This window comes from Flavobacterium xylosi, assembly GCF_042787345.1.
Lineage (GTDB): Bacteria > Bacteroidota > Bacteroidia > Flavobacteriales > Flavobacteriaceae > Flavobacterium > Flavobacterium xylosi.
The window spans coordinates 104908-126129 of the sequence record NZ_JBHZPZ010000006.1 but is presented as its reverse complement, the minus strand read 5'-3'; the positions used below and the strand labels follow the sequence as shown (position 1 = coordinate 126129).

The 21222-nt window shown below is 33.3% G+C and carries 18 protein-coding genes and 1 pseudogene; all 19 read left to right on the top strand.

Annotated elements, in window-relative coordinates; translation table 11 throughout:
- Position 1 precedes the first annotated feature (1 nt).
- The 19 genes and pseudogenes from ACFX5E_RS06920 (at position 2) to hisIE (ending at position 21208) form a co-directional block, all read left to right on the top strand.
- Positions 2 to 991, top strand: a complete 990-nt coding sequence (locus ACFX5E_RS06920; protein WP_379854462.1) for an FAD:protein FMN transferase — start codon at positions 2 to 4, stop codon at positions 989 to 991.
- Complete coding sequence (locus ACFX5E_RS06915) at positions 984 to 1193, top strand: DUF4266 domain-containing protein (protein ID WP_379854461.1); 210 nt, start codon at positions 984 to 986, stop codon at positions 1191 to 1193. The genes ACFX5E_RS06920 and ACFX5E_RS06915 overlap by 8 nt, the downstream gene beginning before the upstream one ends.
- Before the next feature lie 9 nt (positions 1194 to 1202).
- Positions 1203 to 2458, top strand: a pseudogene (locus ACFX5E_RS06910) (DUF3570 domain-containing protein).
- Positions 2459 to 2461: 3 nt separating this feature from the next.
- Entirely contained in the window at positions 2462 to 3124 is a 663-nt protein-coding gene (locus ACFX5E_RS06905) for a response regulator transcription factor (protein ID WP_379854518.1), read from the top strand.
- A 6-nt stretch (positions 3125 to 3130) separates the two neighbouring features.
- Positions 3131 to 4525 (top strand): sensor histidine kinase, encoded by a 1395-nt coding sequence (locus tag ACFX5E_RS06900; RefSeq protein WP_379854460.1) that lies wholly within the window; start codon positions 3131 to 3133, stop codon positions 4523 to 4525.
- Positions 4526 to 4713: 188 nt separating this feature from the next.
- Positions 4714 to 5097: a hypothetical protein gene (locus ACFX5E_RS06895; protein WP_379854459.1), complete on the top strand. Its 384-nt coding sequence runs from the start codon at positions 4714 to 4716 to the stop codon at positions 5095 to 5097.
- A 103-nt stretch (positions 5098 to 5200) separates the two neighbouring features.
- Positions 5201 to 9544, top strand: a complete 4344-nt coding sequence (locus tag ACFX5E_RS06890; protein ID WP_379854458.1) for a CusA/CzcA family heavy metal efflux RND transporter — start codon at positions 5201 to 5203, stop codon at positions 9542 to 9544.
- Positions 9545 to 10669 carry an efflux RND transporter periplasmic adaptor subunit gene (locus ACFX5E_RS06885; protein WP_379854457.1) on the top strand — a complete coding sequence of 375 codons (1125 nt, stop codon included), beginning with the start codon at positions 9545 to 9547 and terminating at the stop codon, positions 10667 to 10669.
- Between the two features lie 122 nt (positions 10670 to 10791).
- Positions 10792 to 11910, top strand: a complete 1119-nt coding sequence (locus ACFX5E_RS06880) for a VIT1/CCC1 transporter family protein (RefSeq protein WP_379854456.1) — start codon at positions 10792 to 10794, stop codon at positions 11908 to 11910.
- A gap of 51 nt (positions 11911 to 11961) precedes the next feature.
- On the top strand, positions 11962 to 12471 hold the full coding sequence (locus ACFX5E_RS06875; protein ID WP_379854455.1) for a DUF2231 domain-containing protein: 510 nt from the start codon (positions 11962 to 11964) through the stop codon (positions 12469 to 12471).
- 279 nt (positions 12472 to 12750) lie between these two features.
- Complete coding sequence (gene hisG / locus ACFX5E_RS06870) at positions 12751 to 13608, top strand: ATP phosphoribosyltransferase (RefSeq protein ID WP_379854454.1); 858 nt, start codon at positions 12751 to 12753, stop codon at positions 13606 to 13608.
- Positions 13609 to 13696: 88 nt separating this feature from the next.
- Positions 13697 to 14989, top strand: a complete 1293-nt coding sequence (hisD, locus tag ACFX5E_RS06865; protein ID WP_379854453.1) for a histidinol dehydrogenase — start codon at positions 13697 to 13699, stop codon at positions 14987 to 14989.
- The gene (gene hisC, locus ACFX5E_RS06860; RefSeq protein ID WP_379854452.1) at positions 14979 to 16037 is read left to right on the top strand and encodes a histidinol-phosphate transaminase; all 1059 of its coding nucleotides are present in this window, start codon (positions 14979 to 14981) and stop codon (positions 16035 to 16037) included. The genes hisD and hisC overlap by 11 nt, the downstream gene beginning before the upstream one ends.
- A 5-nt stretch (positions 16038 to 16042) precedes the next feature.
- On the top strand, positions 16043 to 16972 hold the full coding sequence (gene pip / locus ACFX5E_RS06855) for a prolyl aminopeptidase (protein ID WP_379854451.1): 930 nt from the start codon (positions 16043 to 16045) through the stop codon (positions 16970 to 16972).
- 211 nt (positions 16973 to 17183) lie between these two features.
- Positions 17184 to 18320 carry a bifunctional histidinol-phosphatase/imidazoleglycerol-phosphate dehydratase HisB gene (gene hisB, locus ACFX5E_RS06850; protein ID WP_379854450.1) on the top strand — a complete coding sequence of 379 codons (1137 nt, stop codon included), beginning with the start codon at positions 17184 to 17186 and terminating at the stop codon, positions 18318 to 18320.
- A 78-nt stretch (positions 18321 to 18398) separates the two neighbouring features.
- Positions 18399 to 18980, top strand: a complete 582-nt coding sequence (gene hisH, locus ACFX5E_RS06845) for an imidazole glycerol phosphate synthase subunit HisH (RefSeq protein ID WP_379854449.1) — start codon at positions 18399 to 18401, stop codon at positions 18978 to 18980.
- Positions 18981 to 19095: 115 nt separating this feature from the next.
- The gene (gene hisA / locus ACFX5E_RS06840) at positions 19096 to 19824 is read left to right on the top strand and encodes a 1-(5-phosphoribosyl)-5-[(5-phosphoribosylamino)methylideneamino]imidazole-4-carboxamide isomerase (RefSeq protein ID WP_379854447.1); all 729 of its coding nucleotides are present in this window, start codon (positions 19096 to 19098) and stop codon (positions 19822 to 19824) included.
- Positions 19818 to 20573 (top strand): imidazole glycerol phosphate synthase subunit HisF, encoded by a 756-nt coding sequence (gene hisF / locus ACFX5E_RS06835; protein WP_379854446.1) that lies wholly within the window; start codon positions 19818 to 19820, stop codon positions 20571 to 20573. Before hisA ends, hisF begins: the two co-directional genes overlap by 7 nt.
- A 35-nt stretch (positions 20574 to 20608) precedes the next feature.
- Positions 20609 to 21208 (top strand): bifunctional phosphoribosyl-AMP cyclohydrolase/phosphoribosyl-ATP diphosphatase HisIE, encoded by a 600-nt coding sequence (gene hisIE / locus ACFX5E_RS06830; protein WP_379854445.1) that lies wholly within the window; start codon positions 20609 to 20611, stop codon positions 21206 to 21208.
- Positions 21209 to 21222 lie beyond the last annotated feature (14 nt).

Sequence of the window (21222 nt, the reverse complement as noted above, 5' to 3'; positions counted from 1 at the left end):
AATGAGATTAATTATTTTTATTTCTTTTCTCTTTACAGTCACTTTAGGATCTGCTCAATTAACTCACAAAAGGACTTTATCGATGTTAGGCAGCCCTTTTGAAATGACTGTTGTAGCAAAAGATATTCCCGAAGCCGATTATTACATCGATATGTCGGTTGCTGAAGTATCTCGTCTTGAAAACCTCATCTCAGATTGGATTCCAACAACTTCAATTTCACAGGTAAATAAATATGCAGGAATAAAGCCTGTTAAAGTTCCACAAGAAGTTTTTGATTTAGTAGAACGCTCTATAAAAATTTCAGAATTAACCTCAGGTGCTTTTGATATCAGTTATGCTTCTATGGATAAGATTTGGAAATTTGACGGAAGTATGAACAAAATGCCAACTCCGGAAGAAATTAAGAATTCGGTTTCAAAAGTGGGATATAAAAATATAATTTTAGACCATAAAAACAGTACCATATTTCTGAAATTCGAAGGTATGAAACTGGGTTTAGGAGGTATTGGGCAAGGATTTATAGCCGATAAAGTTAAATCTTTACTTATTTCTAAAGGGGTCGTGGCAGGAATCGTAAATATCTCAGGTGACATTAATACTTGGGGAAAACAGACCAACGGCGAAAAATGGAAAGTAGGTATCAAGAACCCTTTAAACAAAAATAAAATATTTGCTACATTCCCATTAGACGATAGCGCTGTAGAAACATCGGGGAGTTATGAGAAGTTTGTAACTTTCAACGGAAAAAGATATTCACACATAATTGACACCAGAACAGGTTATCCGGCATCAGGAGTTATAAGCGTATCCGTTTTTGCAAAAACAACGGAATTAGCGGATGCTTTAGCAACGGGTATATTTGTGTTAGGAGTCGATGTTGGTTTAGATTTAGTGAATCAATTACCCGGAATAGGTTGCATTTATGTTGATGACAGCGGAAAAATATTTTCCTCAAAAAATATAGATTTAAAAAAATATAAAGATGAATAAAATAGTGCTTTTTATAATTCTAATAGTTGTGATGCAATCTTGTATAGCGGTAAAAGAATATGATAAACAATACATCAATGATCCGGAAATGAAATTAAGTGCAAAAACGGCTGAACGATACGAGACGGCATTTCAAGTGTATCGGGAAGCTGCCGCTGGAGCAAACGGAGGAAAAACAGGCGGTGGGTGTGGTTGTAATTAAGTAAGGGTTATGAAAAAAAGAATTTATTTAATTGTTTTATTAGTAAATGTAGCTGCCATGGCTCAAACTCAAGATACGACAACAACTTTTAAGAAAAGAGTTTTAGAAAATACTGAGGTTGATTTTTTATTCAGCTATTACAAACAAGACGGAGTACACTCTCCTGTTGCTGGGGGAATTGGTTCTGAAAAGTTAACTGATATTGCTTCTAATATTGTTGTAGCGCTTCCATTAAACGATGATGATATTTTAACTTTTGATGTTGGAATTTCTGCTTACACTTCAGCTTCGTCAAGTAATATAAACCCATTTAATGCTACAGGTGCATCTGGTTCCGGGAATTCGACAGGTCCTTATGGAACGCCCTGGCAAGCCTCATCTGGTGCTTCTGGAAATGATGAGTTAGCTTCAGTTGTGGCAAATTATAGTCATAGTTCTGATAATAGAAATACAATTTGGAGCGCAGATATTTCATTTTCCAATGAATACGACTATACCTCAGTTGGTTTTGGTGGAGGGTTAACCAAATTATTCAATGAAAAAAATACGGAAATAGGTTTAAAAGTAAATGCTTATTTAGATCAATGGAGACCAATTCATATTCAGCATCATTATCCTTCTCACAAATACTTTCAAAAAGGATTCAAATGTCAGTATTCATGGATGTTCTAAAACAGGAAGGATTATTGGCGACCCCTTATCAAAGAGTTTATTTTTCAGATAAATCAAATTATTATATTGGACAAGCACAGTATATCCCTGTTTATGAAACGGCAGAAAATAAAGGAGTTTATAGACTTGCTGATGATATTGAACGATTACCAAATACTCGATTTAAAGTTCCAATAGGTGCAAGAATCAATTTTTATATAAATGAATATATAGTTGCCAAGACGTATTATAGATATTACGAAGATAATTGGGGTATTCAGGCACATACCGCTTCTATTGAATTGCCAATTAAATTAGGGGAAAAATTTACAGTTTACCCTATGTACAGATATTATGTGCAAACTGCATCCGACTATTTTGCCCCTTTTGAAAAACATATTTCTACTGAAAAATATTATACCTCAGACTACGATTTATCAGCATTTAATGCCAGTCAGTATGGCTTTGGCGTAAGCTATTTAGATATTTTGCTAGGTTCTGAAATTTGGAAATTTGGATTGAAAAACATAGATTTCAGATACAATCATTATGTTCGAAATGATGGTTTGAATGCCAATATTGTGTCGTTAGGTGTTAAATTTATAATGCAATAAATGATGCATATTTTAATTGTAGAAGATGAAGTTGGTATTGTACAATTCCTAAAACAAGGATTGGAAGAGGAAGGTTATAAAATTACTTTCGCACCTGATGGTTTGCAAGGATTTGAATTAATTCAAAAGGAAAAATTTGATCTGATATTATTGGATTGGATGCTTCCAAAGATGACTGGGTTAGAACTTTGTAAAGCCGTTCGATTAAAAGATAACAGTACGCCAATTATTTTTCTGACGGCCAAAGATACTCTTCAGGAAACATTAGAAGGGTTGAAAGCCGGCGCTAATGACTATATAAAAAAACCGTTCAGTTTTGACGAATTGACAGAGCGAATTAAAATTCATTTTAGAAATCAAAAAGAGCAAGAAATCCTAAAGCTTGGTACGATTGAAATTAATATTTCGCAACATCGTGTTTTGGCGAATGGCAACGAAGTACCGTTAACTCATCGGGAATATGACTTATTGTGCTATTTAGTAAAAAATAAAGGTAAAGTATGTACACGAACCCAAATTATTGAAGATGTTTGGGATATTCATTTTGACTATGATACTGGTGTAATAGATGTTTTTATGAATGCAATTCGTAAAAAATTGAATTTAAAAATAGAAGAGGACTACATTAAAACCGTTCGCGGAGTAGGCTATATCGCTAATGACTAAATGAAAATGCAACAACTTTCCTTTAAAAACAGAATCGCGTCTAATTATATTATCACCACAGCTTTATTGATTTTTGTGGTCTTTTTTGTAATTTATTCCATTGTGAAACTTAGTGTTTTTGGTCAAATCAATTATGACATAAGAAACGAATCTCAAAAACATTTATCAGAAATTGAAATCGAAGGGAATAGTTTTCATTTAATTCGCGAGGAGGAATGGAAAGAGAGAGAACACAATACTATAGATGTAAATCCTGTTTTTGTTCAATTTGTTGACGGGATTGGAAACGTTATTGAAAAATCTCCCAACCTAAAAAACCGGACCTTAATATTTCATTCGGAAATTATTGAAAATAAATTATTCGATACAAAGTTGGCCAATAAAACCATTCGGCAAATTCAAGTTCCCATATACAAAGACAGCAAAATCATAGGTTATGTAATCGTTGCCATGTCATTAGATGATGCCACCATGGTGTTGAATAACTTATCTGAAGTATTGATTATTGCTTTTCCTCTAATTCTACTTGCTCTTTTTCTAATTGCCAGATTTATTGCCGGAAGAAGCATAAAACCAATTAGTTCCATTATTGAAACCTCTAATATTATTACAAAGGATAATTTAAAATCCAGAATTCCGCTGCCAATCAACCACGATGAATTATATATTTTGTCTCAAACAATCAATAATTTATTGGACCGGATAGAAACTGCCGTTGAAAGAGAAAAACAATTCACTTCGGATGCCTCACATGAATTGAGAACTCCTTTGACAGTTATCAAAGGAACACTGGAAGTTTTAATCCGAAAACCTCGAAATCATCAGGAATATGAAGAGAAAATAAATTTTTGTGTAACCGAAGTGAATCGTTTGAATCATTTAGTCGATCAGTTGCTTTTACTTGCACGATTCGAAAATCAAAATCACTCGTTGAAAATAGAAAAAGTGCATTTGAATGCACTAATTATGGACACAATTTCTCGATATTCCAATACAATTCAATCTAAAAACATACACGTTTCTACTGAATTTTCAAAAGAATATTATACAAACAGTGATAGTTATTTATTATCAATTATCATTAATAATTTGGTCGAAAATGCGTTAAAATATTCTAATGAAAACGCCACTCTGGCTATTATCATAACAGATACTGACAATACATTGGAATGTCACCTTATCGATTCCGGAATTGGTATTCCTTCAGAAGATTTATCTAAAATATTCAATCAATTTTATCGTTCAAACTCTAACGAACATCCTGAAATTAAAGGAACTGGCTTAGGTTTGTCAATTGTCAGAAGATTATGTACTTTACTTAAAATTGATATTGTTATTTCCAGTGAGGAAAATATTGGAACTACCGTAATTTTAAGTTTATTTGAAGCAAACCTTAAGTAATTCTTAAGTAAATCCTTATCTTTAAGCTTTACATTCATCCTTTATTTAATTGTTTATACGCAATCATGAAGTTATGAATTTAATATTTTTACAAAAGTCACCTAGGTTAAAACAAGGAACCTATTGCGTCAACGCTTAAGTATAGTATATCATTTAAAATAAAATCTAAAAATACTTATATTTGTTTCGTGAAATTTTTAAAAAACATAGTAGCTTTAATTATTTGCCTACAACTAACGGTTCCTTTTGTTGTTGAGGATAGTTTGCGCCTACCTATTTTAGTTTCACATTTTATTCAGCACACTTATAATCAAAAAGATGTTACTCTCATCCATTTTTTAACGGATCATTATTTAAACAAGCATCATGATGAGAAACATGATGATCATGGAGATTTACCTTTCCATAATCATTCGGACTTTTCGTTTAATCAAAATTTAGCAATAAACTTAGAAATAAAATTATTCAAATTTATTCCTAACTATTATTTTAAAGAATCACAAAAAATAACTTTCTTGCAAAACTATTTTTCGTCAAGTGTTATGCTATCTATTTGGAAACCACCAAAATAGTGTTAATTATTTAGTGCTTTTTTTACAATTCATCTTCGTATATACATTGATGTTAATCTGTATTACAGCATATTCTTAGAAAAATAATTAATATTTATAAATTATGTTGAATAAAATCATTGAGTTTTCAATCAAAAATAAACTTATTGTTGGTCTTTTCATTATTGCTCTTATTGGATATGGAAGTTATCAATTTACCAAATTACCAATCGATGCCGTTCCAGACATTACAGATAATCAGGTACAAGTAATCACTTCTGCACCATCACTAGGTGCAACTGATATTGAAAGACTGATTACATTTCCAATTGAACAAGCCAACAGTAATATTCCCGGGCTAAAGGAAATTCGTAGTTTTTCTCGTTTCGGTTTATCAGTGGTAACCATTGTTTTTGATGATGCAACTGATGTCTACTGGGCTAGACAACAAGTAACAGAACGATTAAGCGCTGTTAAAGACCAGATTCCAAAAGGAATCGGTAATCCATTTCTTGCACCAGTGACAACAGGACTAGGCGAGATTTACCAATATGCGGTTCGAACAAAATCAGGTTATGAAAAAAAATACGATGTAACCGAGTTGAGGACCATTCAGGATTGGATTGTCCGCCGTCAATTATTAAGCGTCGAAGGTGTTGCAGAAGTAAGCAGTTTCGGCGGAAAATTGAAGCAATTTGAAATTGCGATTGACCCCAATAAACTACAATCTTATGGTATTACGATTACTGATGTTTTTACAGCGTTAGAAAAAAACAATCAAAATACGGGTGGTGCTTATATTGAAAAAGGGCTTAAAGTGTTATACATCCGAAGTGAAGGTTTGATTAGTACTATCGAAAATATAAAAGACATTTCTATTAAAAACATCAATAGCGGTAGTCCTTTATTTATCCGGGATGTAGCTGATGTTCGAATTGGGAATGCTATCCGTTACGGAGCAATGACTTTTAATAAAAAAGGAGTTCAGTCCGGTGAAGTTTCTGGAGCAGTAGTGATGATGTTAAAGGGCGCCAACAGTAATGTGGTTATCAAAAAAATTAAAGAACGTATTGAGCAAATACAGAAAACATTACCCGAAGGTGTTATTGTAGAGCCATTTTTAGACCGAACAAAAATGGTGAACAATTCTATTTCAACAGTAGAAAAAAACTTATTGGAAGGAGCATTAATTGTACTTTTTGTTTTAATCTTCTTTTTAGGGAACGTAAGAGCCGGATTAATCGTAGCCTCAGTTATTCCTTTATCAATGTTAATAGCAGTCATATTGATGAATATGTTTGGTGTTAGCGGTAATTTAATGAGTTTAGGAGCATTAGATTTTGGATTGATTGTAGATGGTGCCGTTATTATTGTAGAAGCCTGTTTGTTTAGTTTACACAGCAGGAAATCTTCTCAAATATCACAGCAAGAAATGGACAATACCGTATTAAAAACGTCAATAAAAATGCGTAATGTATCTGTTTTTGGAGAACTGATTATATTGATAGTATACATTCCAATTTTTACATTGCGTGGTATTGAAGGGAAAATGTTTTTACCAATGGCACAAACTATTGCATTTGCATTATTTGGTGCTTTTATATTATCTCTGACTTATGTTCCGATGATGACTGCTTTATTTTTGAATAAAAACATAACGCATAAAAAAACTTTTTCAGATAGAATGATGGAAAAATTAGAAAATTTCTACCAACCTCTTTTAAATAAAGCATTGGGAATTCCACGAACAATTATTGCTACAACTTTGGGATTATTTGTTTTAGCGCTAATTACACTTTCGTTTATGGGCGGCGAATTTATGCCCTCATTAGAAGAAGGTGATTTTGCTGTAGAAACAAGGGTTTTGCCGGGAAGTAATTTGCAAACTTCAATGACAGCCATTTCACAAGGGGCAAAAATACTAATCGAAAAATTTCCCGAAGTAGAGAAAATTGTAGGTAAAACAGGAAGCAGCGAAGTGCCAACGGATCCAATGCCAATTGATGCCAGCGATATGATGATCATTTTAAAGAACAAAAGCGAATGGACATCTGCGACAACTTTTGACGAATTATCAGAAAAAATGGCAAAAGAACTAGAAGCCGTTCCAGGTGTTTCTTACGGTTTTCAATATCCGGTACAAATGCGTTTTAATGAATTGATGACAGGCGCAAGGCAAGATGTAGTCTGTAAAATATTTGGTGAAAACTTAGATACTCTGGCTTTATACGCTAATAAAATGGGCAAAATTGTGAATACCGTAGAAGGAACTTCCGACCTTTATATAGAAACTGTTACTGGAATGCCACAAATAGTAATCGAATACAACCGAGTGGCTATTGCGCAATACGGATTGAATATTCAGGATATCAATCGAATAGTAAATACCGCTTTTGCAGGACAAAGCACAGGAGTCGTATACGAAGGCGAAAAAAGATTTGATTTAGTGGTTCGTCTGGAAGGCGAAAAACGTCAGGATTTGGCAGATGTTCAAAATCTATTAATTCCAACACCAAATGGTTTGCAAATTCCTTTATCTCAATTGGCAAAAGTTGAAATTACCGAGGGACCAAATCAGATACAAAGAGAAGATGCCAAACGTAGAATTGTGGTTGGGTTTAATGTTCGAGGCCGTGATGTACAAAGTATTGTAACAGAATTACAAGTAAAAGTAGATGCACGAATAAAATTTCCAGCGGGTTACTATCCTACGTATGGAGGTGCTTTTGAAAACTTAAACGAAGCTAAAAATCGATTGATGATTGCTGTTCCGGTTTCATTACTATTAATATTCATTTTACTATATTTTGCATTCTACTCCGTAAAACAAGGGCTATTGATTTATTCCGCGATTCCACTTTCTGCAATTGGAGGTATTTTCTTTTTAGCGTTGCGGGGAATGCCTTTTAGCATAAGTGCTGGAGTTGGTTTTATAGCCTTATTTGGTGTAGCGGTTCTAAATGGATTGGTATTAATTGCAGAATTTAATAGTATTCGGAAATCAGGCGAAACCGATTTAAAAGCGATTGTTTTACAGGGAACTAAGATACGTTTACGTCCTGTTTTAATGACCGCATTTGTAGCATCTTTAGGATTTTTACCGATGGCATTAAGCAACGGTTCCGGAGCCGAAGTACAAAAACCATTGGCAACTGTTGTGATTGGAGGATTATTGGTGGCCACATTCTTAACCTTATTTGTTTTACCAATTTTATATATCATGTTTGAAAAAGGAATTAATTTAAAACCGAAAAAGATGAAATCAATCACAACAATAATTGTATTGGGACTATTTTTTTCTTTTCAAAACGCAGATGCTCAGGAAAAAATTTCAATTGAAAAAGCCATTGAAACCGCATCGCAGAATAATATAAAAATAAAAAACGGAAAACTAAATTCTGAATATTTACAGAAAATGACGAAGACGGGGTATGACATCTCCAACACAGGAATTTTGGGCGAGTACGGTCAGTTTAACAGTAATGTTTATGATATAAAAATTGGTGTTTCACAGACTATTAAATTCCCAACAGTTTACAAAAGACAGAAACAATTGTTAATTGAAGAAGCCAAAACTGGCGAATGGAACGAAGCATTACAGAAAAAAGAATTGACCGGACAAGTAACAACTGTGTTTTATGAGATGATTTATCTCAAAGAAAAGGAAAAATTATTGCTAAAAAGTGATAGTATTTATACTGAATTTTTAAGAAAATCAACACTTCGTTTTGACAAAGGAGAAAGCAATATATTAGAAAAAGCAACTGCCGAAAATCAATCAGGACAAATAAAAATTCAACTTCTGGAGTTACAAAGTGATTATAAAATGACACAATTGCAATTCAAATATGTTCTTAATACAGATAAAGACTTTATCCCGGTTTCAGATAAATTCAAAATGGATTTTGCCGAAAATTTAGATAAAAATGCTATAGACAATCAACCCAGTATAAAATTACTTGACCAAGAATTAAATAGTAACAAAGCGCAAATTTCACTTGAAAAATCTAAAAAACTACCCGAATTAATAGGCGGTGTTTATTGGCAGACATTCAAAACAAATACGGCGTTTCAAGACGGCTATAATGGAGTTTACGGACAATTTGGAGTGTCGCTGCCACTTTTCAATTCAAACATAAAAAACAGACAAAAAGCATTAGAAATCAACAGTCAAATTGCAGAAAATAATTTGACTATTGAAAAATTAAAATTGCAAAGTCAGTATCAGGAACTAGTCCAAGAATATAAAAAGCACCAAGAAACTATTGCTTATTACGAAACTCAGGCGATAAAGAATGTGGATTTGGTAACGAAAGCTGCAAATGATAAATTCATCAATGGTGACATCAATTATCTGGAATGGGTAATGTTGATAAATCAAAATACAGAAATTCAAAGTAACTACATCGAAACAGTTAGAAAATTCAATGAAACAATTCTTAAGTTAGGAAATTTAATATCAAAATAAATGAAAAATACAGTCGTTACTTTAATAGGGTTATTTTTTCTGTACTCGTGTGGTAATAAAAAAACAGAAATCGATCCCGAAGCTACTCCAGATATTGAAAAAACAACAACACTTACCGATGCTCAGATTAAAAATGCAGGTATCAAAACGGGTAAAATCGAGCTGAAAGAAATTTCATCTACATTAAAATTAAATGGAAAAATAGATGTACCTCCTCAAAATTTAGTTTCCATAAGTGTGCCAATGGGAGGTTATTTGAAATATACAAAACTTTTAGAAGGAATGTATGTTACCAAAGGACAGGTTTTGTGTGTTGTAGAAGACCAACAATACATTCAATTGCAGGAAGATTACCTTTTAGCAAAAGCAAAAATTGGGTATGCAAAATCCGAATACGAGAGACAAAAAGAACTTAACCGAAGCAAAGCCAGCAGCGATAAAGTATATCAACAGGCACAATCAGAATACAATTCACTATCGGTAATGGTGCAATCGTATGGAGAGAAATTAAAATTCGCAGGAATAAATCCAAGTAATGTATCTGTAAATTCCATTTCAAAAAGCATCAATATTTATTCGCCAATAAGCGGTTATGTGTCTAAAGTGAATGTAAATACAGGAAAATATGTAGCTCCTAGCGACATTTTATTCGAGATTGTAAATCCTTCGGATATTCATCTGGCATTGACAGTATTTGAAAAAGACATTAATAAATTAGCTATTGGTCAATCACTTTTAGCATATACAAACACTAATCCCGAAAAAAAATATCCTTGTAAAATCATTTTAATAGGTAAAGACTTTTCCGAAAACAGAAGTACCGAAATGCATTGTCACTTTACAAGCTATGACAAATCACTTTTGCCGGGGATGTATATGAATGCCGAAATAGAATTAAAAAGTCAGCAATCCAATGTGTTGCCATCAGAAGCTATTGTAAATTATGAAAACAAGAATTATATTTTTGTTGCCAAAGAAAACAAACAATTTGAAATGAAAGAAGTTACTACAGGAAATACAGAAAATGAATTTACTGAAATTATTTCAGAAGATTTGAATGAAGCTACTATTGTGATAAAAGGGGCTTATTCACTTTTAATGAAAATGAAGAATTTAGAGGAATAAAATGTTAGATTTATAATCTAAACGGAATAGTTTTTAAAATTAAAATCTTAAATTAGTGAAATGAATAGTGCAAAAAATACTGATACATGAAATTATTAATTTAGAAAAGTAAACAAGAAAATATGGATTTAAATAAGCTAAAAGGCCAATTACAAACGGAAGTAGATACAGCATTTTTATATGACAGTATTGCCGCTATTCAATCTGACGATAATCTTACAAGAGTATTACGCAGTCTTGGTGAGATTGAAAAGGGACATGCAAAACATATGCTCAATAAAGTATTGACTTTTGAGTCCAATTATACAATGCCTTTACCTTCACCAAGAGCAAAACTACAATTGAAGTTGGGAAAACTTTTTGGATATAATTCAATCATTAGCAGTCTTTCGAGTATAGAAAAGCAATTTGCAGTAAATGCAATCAAAAATAAAATTGAAAGCGGAGAAAAACCAACCGGTTTTGAACACAATCATCTCAAAATTATAGAAGCGGTAAATAATAACGCCGCACTTAATGTTTCAGGAGGTTTTTTATCTAAATTCGAAAGTCGGCATAAGTCTGTTGGCGGGAATGCTTTACGCGCTGCCGTTTTAGGTTCTAATGACGGATTGGTTTCTAATATGAGTTTGGTGATGGGAGTAGCGGGAGCCGCAGTTTCTAACAATACGATATTGTTAACAGGAATAGCAGGATTGATGGCGGGAGCAATTTCAATGGCGTTAGGCGAATGGCTTTCGGTACAAAGTTCCAGAGAATTAAACCAGCGCCAAATTGACTTAGAAACAGAAGAACTGGAAGCTTCACCTGAAGAAGAAAAAAAAGAGTTAGTATTGCTTTATCAAGCCAAAGGAATGAATATCGTTGAAGCTCAAAAATTAGCTGATAAAGCTTTTGAAAATCCTCAAACGGCGATTGATGCCATTGTTACGGAGGAATTGGGAATTGACAAAGAAGAATTAGGAGGATCAGCTTGGGAAGCAGCAACAGCGTCGTTTGTGCTTTTTGCCATTGGAGCTATTATTCCATTATATCCCTTTATGTTTTTGGACGGAAAAAATGCCATTTTATTGAGTGTAGGAAGCAGTGTTGTTGGACTTTTTGGAATAGGTGCCGCAATTACTTTATTAACAGGAAAAAGTATTTGGTTTTCTGGATTAAGGCAAGTATCTTTCGGACTTGTGGCTGCAGCTGTGACGTATGGAATTGGTTCTTTGATTGGAGTTTCACTGGCAAGATAGAATAATTAACTTATTAGAAAATAAACACTATTAAACTTTAAATAATAAATTATGAATGATGCTCACTTACACATAGTTGTAAACCATTTTCCAATTATCGGAACCATTTTTGGAATTGGAATTTTAGTAACCGGATTGCTATTAAAAAATAATTCAGTAAAAAATACGGCTTACGTTTTGTTTATTGTTGCAGCCATTTTTGGTGCATTTAGTATAGCAACAGGTGAAGGAGCTGAGAAAATAGTGGAGGATTTTCCAAATATAGGTAAAGCAATCATTCATGAACATGAAGAATTAGCGGAGAAATTAGCGTTAGTGTTATACGTTATGGGAGGCTTTTCTCTTTTTGCTTTATTTTTGAGTTTTAAAAAAAATTCTAAAGAAAAGTTAGTTTCATTTTTTATTCTTGGTCTGGGGATTGCGAGTCTATTTTTAATCCAAAAAGCAGGAACATCCGGAGGTGAAATCAGACATACAGAAATTAGAGATGATAGCACTGTTTCTGCTAGTTCCAATGAGAATTCATCTGTTCAAAAAGAATCCAAAGAGGATAATGAGTAATATTAATTTAACAAAAATATAAGTTTAAGTTAAAATAAATATTGCTTTTTAATTAATTAATCTCTTATATTTGCAAAAGAATTTAAAATAAAGAACACAAAAATGTTTACAAATCAATTACATCATCATCATTTTCATTATTGCTCTCAAGCGATGTGTTAATGGTATGTGTGTAAATCATCATATTCTAAAAACCCGTTTGAGTACATCAAACGGGTTTTTTATTACCCAATGTTTGTACTCAATCAAAATATTTTAAACAAAAACAAAAAAGACAAAATGAGTACATTAAAAATTGCAATTCAAAAATCAGGACGTTTAAACGAAGACAGCATTCAAATTCTAAAAGATGCAGGTATTTCAATAGATAACGGTATCGACCAATTAAAAGCGGAAGCATCAAATTTCCCTTTAGAGGTTTTATATTTAAGAAATTCGGATATTCCTCAATATTTAATAGACGGAGTTGTAGATATTGCTATTGTTGGTGATAACTTATTAGTCGAAAAAGGCGGCGATATTGAGGTAATTCAAAAATTAGGTTTTTCAAAATGTAAAGTATCCGTTGCTGTACCGAAAACATTTAATTACAAATCAGTTCAAGATTTAGATGGTATGCGTATCGCAACTTCCTACCCTAAAACAGTACTTGATTTTTTTAGTTCTAAAGGCGTAACAGTTGATATTCACCAGATTTCAGGTTCGGTAGAAATTGCTCCAAATATTGGTCTGGCCGATGCTATTGTTGATATTGTTTCCAGCGGAAGTACTTTATTCAAGAATAATCTAAAAGAGGTTGAAGTTATTTTTAAAAGTGAAGCGGTTTTAGCCGTTTCTCCAAAAGTAAGTCCTGAATCTCAAAAAATAATTGACACGTTAAAATTCAGAATCGAATCCGTTTTAAGAGCAAGAAAATCGAAGTATATTTTGATGAATATTCCAAATGACAAAATTGATGCTGTTGGAAAAATTCTTCCAGTACTAAGAAGTTTAACCGTTTTGCCACTGGCACAAGAGGGATGGAGCAGTGTTCACTCTGTAATCGACAAAGATACTTTCTGGGATGTTATCGATCAGTTGAAAGAAGCTGGAGCCGAAGGGATTTTAGTTTGTCCAATTGAGAAAATGGTCCTTTAAAAGTTCTAAATTATACAATGTCCTATTTAAGAATTCATTGCGAACTTTGCGAAAACCTTTGTGAACTTTGCGGTTAAAAAATAATATAATGAATAAAATATACAATCCAAAACCGGAAACTTGGTCTACCATTTTAGAGAGACCTACTAAAACTGTTGATGATATTGAAGCAACAGTAAAAGAAATTTTCAAGGAGGTACAAAAGAAAGGTGATGTTGCTGTTGCAAAATATACTTCGCTTTTTGATGGTGCGTCAATCGAAAAGTTAGAGGTTTCTAAAGCTGAAATTGATGCGGCGATTGCGTCTATTTCATCTGAACTAAAAGAGGCTATTCAATTAGCTAAGGTAAATATAAAAAAATTCCATTCCGCTCAAAAAACAGATAGAGTTGTTGTCGAAACAATTGAAGGAGTTAACTGCTGGCAGGAAAAAAGACCAATTCAAAAAATAGGCTTATACATTCCAGGCGGAACTGCTCCATTATTTTCTACAGTATTAATGCTTGCTGTTCCAGCAGAAATAGCGGGTTGCAACGAAATAGTTTTGTGTTCTCCCCCTGATAAGAATGGAAATATAAATCCCGCCATTTTATATGCTGCGAATTTATGTGGTGTAACCAAAATATTGAAAGTAGGCGGAATTCAGGCTATTGCAGCAATGACTTTTGGAACGGAAACAATCCCGAAAGTCTATAAAATTTTTGGTCCCGGAAATCAATTTGTGACTGTGGCTAAACAACTCGCAACTCAGTTTGGAGTAGCTATCGATATGCCCGCAGGTCCATCAGAATTATTGATTGTTGCTGATGATACAGCTATTCCCGCTTTTGTAGCTTCGGATCTATTGTCACAAGCAGAGCATGGAGCCGATAGTCAGGTTATTTTGGTTTCAACATCAAAGAAATTAATTGATGCCGTTGAAAATGAGGTTCAAGTTCAAATGGATTTACTTCCTAGAAAGGCTATCGCTGAGAAAGCCATTGCAAATTCTAAATTGATTTTTGTTGAAAACGATAAAACTGCCTTAGAATTAATCAATGAATACGGACCGGAACACTTTATTATTTGCTCAGAATTTGATGATTTTTACAGCAATGGCGTTCAAAATGCGGGTTCTGTATTCATAGGGAATTACACGCCTGAAAGTGCTGGAGATTACGCTTCAGGAACCAATCACACGTTGCCAACCAACGGTTATGCAAAGAATTACAGCGGAGTAAATCTGGATAGTTTTACAAAAGCGATGACTTTCCAAAAAATATCGCAAATAGGAATACAAAACATCGGTAAAGCAATTGAAATCATGGCTGAAGCAGAAGGCTTACAAGCACACAAAAACGCAGTTACATTACGATTAAAAGCGATTGAAGATGGAAAATAATTTTGACATAAATAATTTAGTCAGAGAAAACGTAAAGCAATTGAAACCGTATTCTTCGGCTCGCGATGAGTTTGAAGGTTTTGACACTGCAGATATGATTTTTCTGGATGCCAATGAAAATCCGTTTGAAAATGGTGTAAATCGTTATCCTGATCCACAACAAATGAGTGTCAAAGGAATCTTGGCAAAACAAAAAAAGGTCAAAACCAATCAAATTTTATTAGGTAATGGAAGTGATGAAGTTTTGGATTTGTTATTCAGAGCTTTTTGCGAACCAAAAACGGACAACGTAATCACTTTGCCACCAACATACGGAATGTATGGTGTTTTGGCGAATATTAATGCCGTAGAAAACAAAGAAATTTTACTTTCAGAAGATTTTCAACCACAAATTGAGAAAATCATGGAAGCTATTGACTCTAAAACTAAAATCATCTTTTTGTGCTCACCAAATAACCCAACCGGAAATTCATTCTCGGATGAAAGTGTGGTGTATCTTTTGCGAAATTTCAAAGGTCTAGTGGTTATTGATGAAGCGTATATAGACTTTTCAAAAAAGGAAAGTTGGATTAACGAATTAGATGAATATCCTAATTTGGTCATTACTCAAACGCTATCAAAAGCGTATGGTTTGGCTGGAATCAGATTGGGAATTTGTTACGCATCTACGGAAGTAATCTTGGTTTTAAATAAAATTAAACCACCGTATAATGTGAATGAATTGACTCAGAAAAAAGCTTTGGAACGATTGGACAATCCAGAAAAAATAAAATCTGAAATTGATTCTATTATAACGCAAAGAGAGGAATTACTTAAAGTCTTAGTTAATGTAAATTTTGTCGAAAAAGTTTATCCAACAGAAGCTAATTTTATTTTGATAAAAGTGGATAATGCTAATAAAAGATACGATGAATTGATTGCAAAAGGAATTGTAATTAGAAACAGAACAACCCAACCGTTATGCGACAATTGTTTGCGTTTTACCGTTGGAACAGAACAAGAAAATAAAAAATTAATAGCTGCATTAATTAATATTGCTACATCATAATATAGATGGAAAAGTCAAAATTTAAAACTAAGACAGATTTTCTTGAAGTCAGTGTGACTCATAAAATATATTATGAAGATTGTGGAATTCCTATTGATGAAACAATTTTGTTTATTCACGGTGGACCTGGTGCTGGATTTTCAGATCGTGATAAGCGATTTTTTAATTTTGATAAACAACGTGTTGTTTTTTTTGATCAAAGAGGAGCGTCAAAAAGTATTCCTTTTGGCTGTATTGAAGAAAATACGACGCAAGATTTAGTAAGTGATATAACCAAGCTTATTAATTATTTAGGGATAGATAGAGTGCTGTTGTTTGGAGGGTCTTGGGGGACAACCCTTGGATTGGTTTATGCAATTGAAAATCCTAATAGAGTAAAAGGATTATTGCTAAGAGGTGTTTTTTTAGCCAATAAAGCTTCAATTGATCATTATTTGGAAGGTGGTGTAGAAAAAGAGTTTCCTGAAATTTGGAATAGGTTTAGTCAAAATGGACCTAAAACTAGTACGTTATCAATTACAGATTATTATTTGAATAAAATGATAAATGGAACATCTACAGAGAAGCAATTTTTTTCTTATGAATGGGCATTTTATGAAATTTCGATTTATAAAAAAGGAATAACAAAAGAAGAGGTTGAAGCAGTTTTAGAGCGAATTCCCTATGAATCATTATCGATAATGGAAACACATTATTTAAGGAATAATTACTTTTTTGAAGAAAATTATATTTTAGATAATTTAAATAAATTAAAACATATTCCTGTGAAAATTGTTCACGGAAAGGAAGATGCTATTTGTCCAGTACGATTTGCTGTTGAATTGGATTCGTTGCTAAAAAATAGCGTATTATTTATTGTTGAAGGAGGACATTCTGATTCGGAACCAGAAATTGAACATAAATTGATAGATATAATAAATAGTGGTGTTTGGTAAATGAGGTTTAACGATATTTGTGGTTTTATTTTAAAAAAAATCATTTTCAATTGCGTGAGGGATAGTAGTGGAGCTCTTTTTATTTTTCAATTGCCTCGCCTTTAAAGGCGAGGCAATTGAAAAATAAAAAAGCGGGAACGAATAGCCCGCCCCGTAGTTTTTACGAAGGGTCACGCCCAAATAAATAAATAAATATAATAGTTGTAATATAATGAAAAAAATACTTTTTATAGATCGTGACGGAACAATGGTTTTGGAACCAAATGATTATCAATTAGACAGTTTTGAAAAATTAGAATTTTATCCAAACGCCTTCCAATATCTTGGTAAAATAGCAAAGGAATTGGATTTTGAATTGGTTATGGTTACTAATCAAGATGGTTTGGGAACTGATTCTCATCCGGAAATTAACTTTTGGCCAGTTCATAATTTAATCATAAAAGCTTTTGAAAATGAAGGTGTTGTTTTCAAAGATGTATTAATTGACAAAACATTTCCGCACGAAAATGTGCCAACTCGTAAGCCAGGAACTGCTATGTTGACCAAATATCTTAATAATCCAGAATATGATTTAGAAAATTCATTCGTGATTGGAGACAGAATAACGGATGTAGAATTAGCAAAAAACTTGGGTTCAAAAGCGATTTTCATTAACAGAGATGAAGCTTTGGGAGGTGATGAAATATCGTCTAAAAGACATGAATTGGACTCGGTTATTGCCTTGCAAACTACAGAATGGAAAACCATTTACGAGTTTTTGAAATTAGAGGAACGTTCTGCTTCAATTGAAAGAAAAACCAACGAAACGGATATTTACATCAACTTAAACCTTGATGGAACCGGGAAAAGTAAAATAGAAACTGGTATTGCTTTTTTCGACCACATGCTCGACCAAATCGCGCGTCACGGACAAATGGACTTGGAAATCCTTGTAAAAGGAGATTTAGAAGTTGACGAACATCATACGATTGAAGATACAGCAATTGCGTTGGGCGAAGTTTTTGCAAAAGCATTAGGAAATAAATTAGGAATAGAGCGTTACGGTTTTTGTTTGCCAATGGACGACTGCTTAGCGCAAGTGGCGATTGATTTTGGAGGCAGAAACTGGCTGGTTTGGGAAACCGAATTCAAACGCGAAATGGTTGGAAAAATGCCAACGGAGATGTTCTATCATTTTTTCAAATCGTTCTCTGACGGAGCTAAAGCCAACATTAATATCAAGGCAGAAGGAACAAATGAACATCACAAGATTGAAGCTATTTTTAAAGCTTTTGCAAAAGCAATAAAAGTAGCCGTAAAACGCGATACGGAGAAGATGATTTTGCCTAGTACGAAAGGAATGCTTTAAAAAATTATGAATTATAAATTATGAATTATTAAGTGGTTAATCCTTAATAAAACTTAATTTTTTAATGGTTGAAAAGAAATGAAAATAGTAATCATAAATTACGGCGCAGGAAATATTCAAAGCATAATGTTTGCAATCGAAAGATTGGGATTCAAAGCGGTTTTGAGTAATAATTCAGACGAAATTAAAGCAGCCGATAAAGTTATTTTTCCAGGCGTTGGCGAAGCCAGTTCAGCAATGAAAATGCTTTTAGAAAGCGGTTTGGAAACTTTGATTCCAACTTTGAAACAACCCGTTTTAGGAATTTGTCTTGGCATGCAATTGATGTGCAACAAATCGGAGGAAGGAAATACAAAAGGATTGGGGATTTTTGATGTTGATGTAATCAAATTCACGCCAAAAGTTAAAGTTCCACAGATGGGTTGGAACCAAATTTACAATTTAAAATCGCCTTTATTCGAAGGAATTAATGAAAACGAATATATGTATTTGGTTCATAGTTTTTATGCGCCAAATTGTCCCGAAGCCATTGCAAATACTGATTATGAAGTAGGATACGCCTCCGCTTTGCAGAAGGATAATTTCTACGGAACACAATTTCACCCAGAGAAAAGCGGTGATGTTGGCGAACAAATTTTAGGGAATTTCTTAAAATTATAATTTTAATGGCAATGGCAAAATTCAATAACAATGAAAATTAGTAAGTGAGATTGTTTCTTTCCTCGCAATGACAAATCTGAAATCAAAAATCGTTAATCAAAAATCATAAATCTCAATGAGAATAATACCCGCAATAGATATAATAGACGGAAAATGTGTTCGCTTATCAAAAGGCGATTATAACACAAAAATCATCTACAATGAAAATCCGCTTGAAGTGGCCAAATCATTCGAAGCCCACGGAATCGAATATTTGCACTTGGTTGACTTAGACGGAGCAAAGTCAAGCCAAATTGTTAATTATAAGATCTTGGAGCAAATTGCTACACAAACCAAATTGAAAATTGATTTTGGCGGAGGATTAAAATCAGATTCCGATTTGAAAATTGCTTTCGAAAGTGGTGCGAATCAAATTACCGGTGGAAGTATTGCCGTTAAAAACAGAGAACTATTCGAAAAATGGATTGCAGAATATGGTTCGTATAAAATTATTTTGGGAGCAGATGCTAATAATGAAAAAGTAGCAGTTTCAGGTTGGTTAGAAGATTCAAATGAAGATTTGATTCCATTTATTCAAGACTACCAAGGCAAAGGAATTCAGTATGTAATTTGTACGGATATTGCCAAAGACGGTATGCTTGAAGGGCCTTCTTTTGATTTATACGCTAAAATTTTGGCGGAAGCCAACGGCATAAAATTGATTGCTTCAGGAGGAATTTCTACTTTTGATGAATTACCAAAACTAGCAAAAATGGGTTGTGAAGGAACGATAATTGGAAAAGCAATTTATGAAGGACGAATTTCCTTGAAGCAATTGGAAAATTATATATTAGAAAAATGTTAACAAAAAGAATTATTCCCTGTCTTGATATAAAAAACGGAAGAACCGTAAAAGGTGTTAATTTTGTAGACTTGCGTGATGCTGGTGATCCAGTGGAATTAGCAAAAATATATTCGGATGAAGGTGCGGATGAATTGGTTTTTTTGGATATTTCGGCAACGGAAGAAAGAAGAAAAACCTTGGTTGATTTGGTTCGAAAAGTCGCTTCAACTATTAATATTCCTTTTACTGTTGGTGGTGGAATTTCATCCGTTGAAGATGTAGAAGTTTTATTGCAAAACGGAGCGGATAAGGTTTCTATAAATTCATCAGCGGTAAAAAATCCACAGTTGATTAATGATTTGGCACAAAAATTTGGAAGTCAATGTGTAGTTGTTGCGATTGATGCAAAGCAGATTGATGGACAATGGATTGTTCATTTAGTAGGCGGAAAAGTACCTACAGAATTGAATTTATTTGACTGGGCCAAAGAAGTGGAGCAAAGAGGAGCAGGCGAAATCCTGTTTACCTCAATGGACAATGACGGAACTAAAAACGGTTTTGCCAATGAAGCTTTGGCTAGACTTTCGGACTTAGTTAATATTCCTATTATTGCTTCTGGTGGTGCGGGAAACATACAACATTTTGTAGCTGCTTTTTTGGATGGAAAAGCTGACGCAGCCTTGGCCGCAAGTGTATTTCATTTTAAAGAAATTGAAATAAAAACATTAAAAACAGCTCTTAAAAATAACAATATCGAAGTTAGAATTTGATTTTTTTTTGACTTTAAAACTTTAGACTAAAAAACATGAACATAGATTTCTCAAAAAATACAGATGGATTAATTCCAGCAATAATTCAGGATAGCGAAACCAAAACGGTTTTGATGTTGGGTTTTATGAATGCCGAAGCGTATCAAAAAACGGTTGACACTAAAAAAGTAACATTTTATAGTCGCACAAAACAAAGACTTTGGACAAAAGGCGAGGAAAGTGGTAATTTTCTGAATCTTATTGACATCAAAAACGACTGTGATAATGATACTTTATTGATACAGGTAAAACCGGAAGGGCCAACGTGTCACAAAGGAACTGATACGTGTTGGGCTGACGAAAATAAAGTAGATTATGGCTTTATTTCGGATTTGGAAAATACAATTCAACTTCGAAGAGAAAATGCTGATTCTGAGAAAAGTTATGTTGCTTCCTTGTTTAAATTAGGGATGAACAAAATCGCTCAGAAAGTAGGTGAGGAAGCGATAGAAGTAGTTATTGAAGCCAAAGATGACAACGACGATTTGTTTTTGAGCGAAAGTGCTGATTTGCTTTTTCACTACCTTATTTTATTGCAAGCCAAAGGATTTAAGCTAAATGATGTTGTGGAAGTTTTAAAAAGCCGCCAAAAGTAAAATAGATTAAATTA

Coding starts and splice junctions, on each gene's coding strand:
- hisIE (WP_379854445.1), top strand. CDS start 20,609: ATGAACATAGATTTCTCAAAAAATACAGATGGATTAATTCCAGCAATA.
- ACFX5E_RS06885 (WP_379854457.1), top strand. CDS start 9,545: ATGAAAAATACAGTCGTTACTTTAATAGGGTTATTTTTTCTGTACTCG.
- hisD (WP_379854453.1), top strand. CDS start 13,697: ATGAATAAAATATACAATCCAAAACCGGAAACTTGGTCTACCATTTTA.
- ACFX5E_RS06875 (WP_379854455.1), top strand. CDS start 11,962: ATGAATGATGCTCACTTACACATAGTTGTAAACCATTTTCCAATTATC.
- hisH (WP_379854449.1), top strand. CDS start 18,399: ATGAAAATAGTAATCATAAATTACGGCGCAGGAAATATTCAAAGCATA.
- pip (WP_379854451.1), top strand. CDS start 16,043: ATGGAAAAGTCAAAATTTAAAACTAAGACAGATTTTCTTGAAGTCAGT.
- hisC (WP_379854452.1), top strand. CDS start 14,979: ATGGAAAATAATTTTGACATAAATAATTTAGTCAGAGAAAACGTAAAG.
- ACFX5E_RS06900 (WP_379854460.1), top strand. CDS start 3,131: ATGCAACAACTTTCCTTTAAAAACAGAATCGCGTCTAATTATATTATC.
- hisG (WP_379854454.1), top strand. CDS start 12,751: ATGAGTACATTAAAAATTGCAATTCAAAAATCAGGACGTTTAAACGAA.
- ACFX5E_RS06920 (WP_379854462.1), top strand. CDS start 2: ATGAGATTAATTATTTTTATTTCTTTTCTCTTTACAGTCACTTTAGGA.
- hisB (WP_379854450.1), top strand. CDS start 17,184: ATGAAAAAAATACTTTTTATAGATCGTGACGGAACAATGGTTTTGGAA.
- ACFX5E_RS06915 (WP_379854461.1), top strand. CDS start 984: ATGAATAAAATAGTGCTTTTTATAATTCTAATAGTTGTGATGCAATCT.
- hisA (WP_379854447.1), top strand. CDS start 19,096: ATGAGAATAATACCCGCAATAGATATAATAGACGGAAAATGTGTTCGC.
- hisF (WP_379854446.1), top strand. CDS start 19,818: ATGTTAACAAAAAGAATTATTCCCTGTCTTGATATAAAAAACGGAAGA.
- ACFX5E_RS06890 (WP_379854458.1), top strand. CDS start 5,201: ATGTTGAATAAAATCATTGAGTTTTCAATCAAAAATAAACTTATTGTT.
- ACFX5E_RS06905 (WP_379854518.1), top strand. CDS start 2,462: ATGCATATTTTAATTGTAGAAGATGAAGTTGGTATTGTACAATTCCTA.
- ACFX5E_RS06880 (WP_379854456.1), top strand. CDS start 10,792: ATGGATTTAAATAAGCTAAAAGGCCAATTACAAACGGAAGTAGATACA.